At 48.3% G+C, this 3,624-nt stretch carries 4 protein-coding genes and 1 pseudogene; 1 reads left to right on the forward strand and 4 read right to left on the reverse strand.

Annotation, left to right across the window (positions count from 1 at the left end):
• Positions 1-1,303: 1,303 nt before the first annotated feature.
• Positions 1,304-1,936 (reverse strand): hypothetical protein, encoded by a 633-nt coding sequence (locus VE954_RS31075; protein ID WP_324960324.1) that lies wholly within the window; start codon positions 1,934-1,936, stop codon positions 1,304-1,306.
• A gap of 617 nt (positions 1,937-2,553) precedes the next feature.
• Positions 2,554-2,691, reverse strand: a pseudogene (locus tag VE954_RS31080) (IS6 family transposase); the annotation flags it as partial.
• On the opposite strand from VE954_RS31080, the gene VE954_RS31085 reads away from it, so the two are divergent.
• Positions 2,638-2,934 (forward strand): hypothetical protein, encoded by a 297-nt coding sequence (locus tag VE954_RS31085; protein ID WP_324960330.1) that lies wholly within the window; start codon positions 2,638-2,640, stop codon positions 2,932-2,934. The pseudogene VE954_RS31080 and the gene VE954_RS31085 overlap by 54 nt on opposite strands.
• Here VE954_RS31085 and VE954_RS31090 read toward each other — a convergent pair.
• A complete protein-coding gene (locus tag VE954_RS31090; protein ID WP_324960326.1) occupies positions 2,931-3,191 on the reverse strand; it encodes a hypothetical protein in 261 nt (86 codons plus the stop codon). The genes VE954_RS31085 and VE954_RS31090 overlap by 4 nt on opposite strands.
• Positions 3,192-3,209: 18 nt before the next feature.
• Positions 3,210-3,617 carry an IS5 family transposase gene (locus tag VE954_RS31095; RefSeq protein WP_324960328.1) on the reverse strand — a complete coding sequence of 136 codons (408 nt, stop codon included), beginning with the start codon at positions 3,615-3,617 and terminating at the stop codon, positions 3,210-3,212.
• Positions 3,618-3,624: the final 7 nt, after the last annotated feature.

Raw genomic sequence — 3,624 nt, forward strand, 5'->3', positions numbered from 1 at the left:
GCATCGTTCCAGTGACAAAACGCATGACAAAATCAAAGTGTCAAAACCTGCCCTATCTCAACGAGTTTTGTCGCTGCCCCACGTCTGCAAAGGATTTGCCGTCAGCTTTGCCGCTCATGACAGCGACGTTCATTCTGAGCCTTTATGTTGATCACAAGCGGCGTAAAACCGGTCACTGCTCACCCAGGATAATGGTGAAACCACGATGTGCACTGCTTACTGAATAATTGTGGAAAATCAATTGCGTCCCGACCAGGACAAATTTCAAGAGCAACCTCTGGAGGACAAATGAAAGCCTGAAAAGCAGGAAAGCTGCATAATTCCATCCAAAAGTTTGATCGACTCCAGAACAGTGCTTGCTTTGTAGATGTTATTGTAAGCACTGGCTCGAGAAACCTGGGTGGACCCAAACAATCTCCAGTTTGTTGGTTTGTGTATTCCGGTGAAGGTGGCGGTCGATTCCGCAGGAAGATGTCACCCGATTCCGGAGTAAGGTTTCACTGGGAGCGAAGCGACGCCTATCTCAATTGGATTCCGCTTCTGTCTGGTCAATGTGGATTTTTTCCGTCGCATCGATTTGCCTATAAACTGGATCCTGGCTGGGGCCAGGAGCCATAATACATTCAATCTTTCGGGCGCAAGCTTTATGCGCCCTGCGTCAGCTCAACGGCGGAGTCATGCAAGGAGGCCTCCTTCCCTACTGATTTGCCCTCAGATGGACCTTTCCCGAACGGATCTTTGCTGTAACGCGTTTTTGTTCATAATCCGCGGTATACGACAATTGCGGCAAAAAATACGGGGGCTGGAAACACTATTCTAAAAATTGCCAAAAATGCACACTTTCACCTGTTGAAAGTACACATATTAAGGAGCAGGATTAAAAAAATGACATACACGATTAATTTTTATGAAAAAAGAGTTTCGATTGGCGAAATCCAATGTCGTTGTGAAACCGGAATTTATGGATTTCGAACATTTTCCAGTCCTTCACTCGACAGGGCTTCGACTTTTGACCTTTTCCATCCCATGGTTTTGCTGATGCAAAGCTGAATCCATTGAACGGTTCGAATGAGGATCTATGAAATTGGAACACTTCGCTTCATTTCCGGATAAATTTCAAGCTGATGTCATTGCTGAATTGCTTCAACGGGCTGGAATAGAGGTTGAAACAATAACCGCAATGGACTCAGAAAATTTGCGCAGCTCCAGAGTCTGTCTTTTCGTTAACGAGGATGAACTCGTTCTGGCAGGGGATATGCTTCATGAGGTAAAAAAACCTCGCTCTCATGAATCCCTGCTTACTTTACAAAAGCATTTCAACCACCTCCTCAAACCGATCCTTGGTCCCGCAAAAAATTAATACAAGATGCTTTTGTCTATCGAGTTCGACTCTGGCTGAATTCTTGTGAATGAGCACATCCTGTAAATACCCGACATCGGCCCTCAACAACGGCCCGGGCGGTCCCTTGACCCAGTGGGATTTTTGCTGTTGGCCTTCAAGGTCTCGAACGCGTTGCCGCAGTTCCTGATTGGCAAGGCGCTCCTCCATCAATATCCTCTCCGTATCCCGCGCTTGAGATTCGCCGAAGTGAATTTGTCTGCCATCGGCGATTGTCAGAACGGTTGCAAGGAGCGACGGCTTTTTCCTTTTGCGTGCCGGGTCACCACCTCTGAGATCCGAGAACGTCCGCCCTGCGAGTGCAGTAAGGACCTTCCCCGGAAACGATGCCTCATTTTCATGGATGACCTTTAAAGCAGAGGTCGGCCACCTGACAGCAACCTTTCTATAATGGGATATGAGGGCGTCGCTGACGCCAAGGTTCCTGGCGATTTCTGTCTGCGTATGCCCTTCCTTCGTCCACAAATTGACCAATTTGACGTTATGCAGAAAATGTCGAGCGCTCGCCGGTTTTTTCATAAACTCTTCCATCTTCATAGTGAAAAACCCCTATAAAACTCGATGATTTCAAGACGATATCTCAACCTGGAAAACTGTAAGCCAGCCAGTCCGTTTTATTGTCTGGATTCAAATTGCCCTAGCTGGGAAAAGTATCTGGACAGGGCGAGGCGCTGCCCCCTTTCAAAGGGACATGGCGCTGGTAAACGTTGGCGAGCGCTTCTTTGGTTAGCATCGCGAGCGACTTCTTTGCGTCCTTGTTGGTCTCTTCTTTACCTTTTTCGGTGACAGCGGAGCAGCGCCGCCAGTCACTTCGGGCTCGTGACCGCCGCAGGATTCTTGCAGACGACCGTGAGAAAAGGCCCGAAACGGCCTTTGTTCCTCAATTCCTTTCTGCCTTCACGTCAAATATCTACACCAATCAGCGGGCCTAATACTTTTTGCTATGCTCGTAAAGCTCTGCCGGGACCGGCTGCATCCTTCACTGGAAATTTGTCCGCCTAGTACTTTTGGCTATTATGTGCAAACTTGATTCGCCCAATAAAACAGAAGGTTTGTCAGCCGGGTCTGCCGGCAGCCTCGCTTGTGTGTGTCAATTGATCGAAGGGGAAGGCCCACAAGGCTTTCCCCACCCCCTCACCGAACCAATCCTCTAGTGCGTGATCAACCTCAGGCCCACGTTCCCTGGCCATCTCTTCAAGGTCGCGGTAGCTCAGCTTATAGGAAAGATACCAGCGGACATGGAGCATGATGATCTGGCGCTCAAAACAATGACCTTTGGTGTCAAAAAGCATGAGCCGCCCTCCCGAGGTTTCCTCGGGAATACCACCGACTTAACCAGGCGCAACAGAACCAATATCCGGCCAGAGGACATCCTCACGCTCACTGTTCAGCTTCCCGCGAAGGGCGACGTGATATTGAAGTTCGCGGACGAGATTTTTCAGCACCGCAGGCCTGCGCTTTTGGATGATGGCCAGCACGAAAAAGAGGCGTGGGATGCTCTGTCCGCAGAGCAGGAAAAATTTTTTGACTTCTAGGGCGTGTACTCATTTCGTCTTGAAAACTCTGGCGTAAATATCGTCAGCTTGGCCTTAAACCCCAATTTTGAGGGGAGATATTCTGTGATCGGGATACCCTGTTCGTTCATTTTTAGGAACAGTACCATTTCTATCCATTCGTCGAGGAGATCTCTGTCACCTTCCAGCTCTTTAACCGCTTGAGAAAAAATAGGCCTGACTTCCTCCAAGATTTTCCTTTGTTCTCGACGCATTTTTTTGATTTGTTTTTGTCCCATTTTCCCACCAAATATATGCTACTGAGTCCAAACCATGAAACATACCAAGCTTGTTGCTGCGACATAGTTGCGTTTCAATTTATCAAAACGAGTTGCAAAGGCCCGATATTGTTTCATCTTGGCAAAAAGATTTTCTATGGCATGTCGAGCCTTGTAAATCTCTTTGTCAAAATGAGGATTGGCAGACATGCTACATTTCCGGGAAGGGATAATGGGGATTTTGCCAGAACCGAGCAGCGCGTCTCGAAGAGGCTTGGAATCATAGCCTTTATCCGCAATCACGATGTCGGCTGATCGAGCCGATAAACTTTCAGCCATTCGCAAATCATGTGCGTTCCCTTCGGTCACTTCAAAGCTTTTAGGATTTCCATGCGCATCGGTCAGCATATGAACCTTGCTGGTCAATCCGCCTTTGGATCGACCCAGGGCGGAG

It is taken from the genome of Oligoflexus sp., from assembly GCF_035638955.1.
Classification (GTDB): Bacteria; Bdellovibrionota_B; Oligoflexia; order Oligoflexales; family Oligoflexaceae; genus Oligoflexus.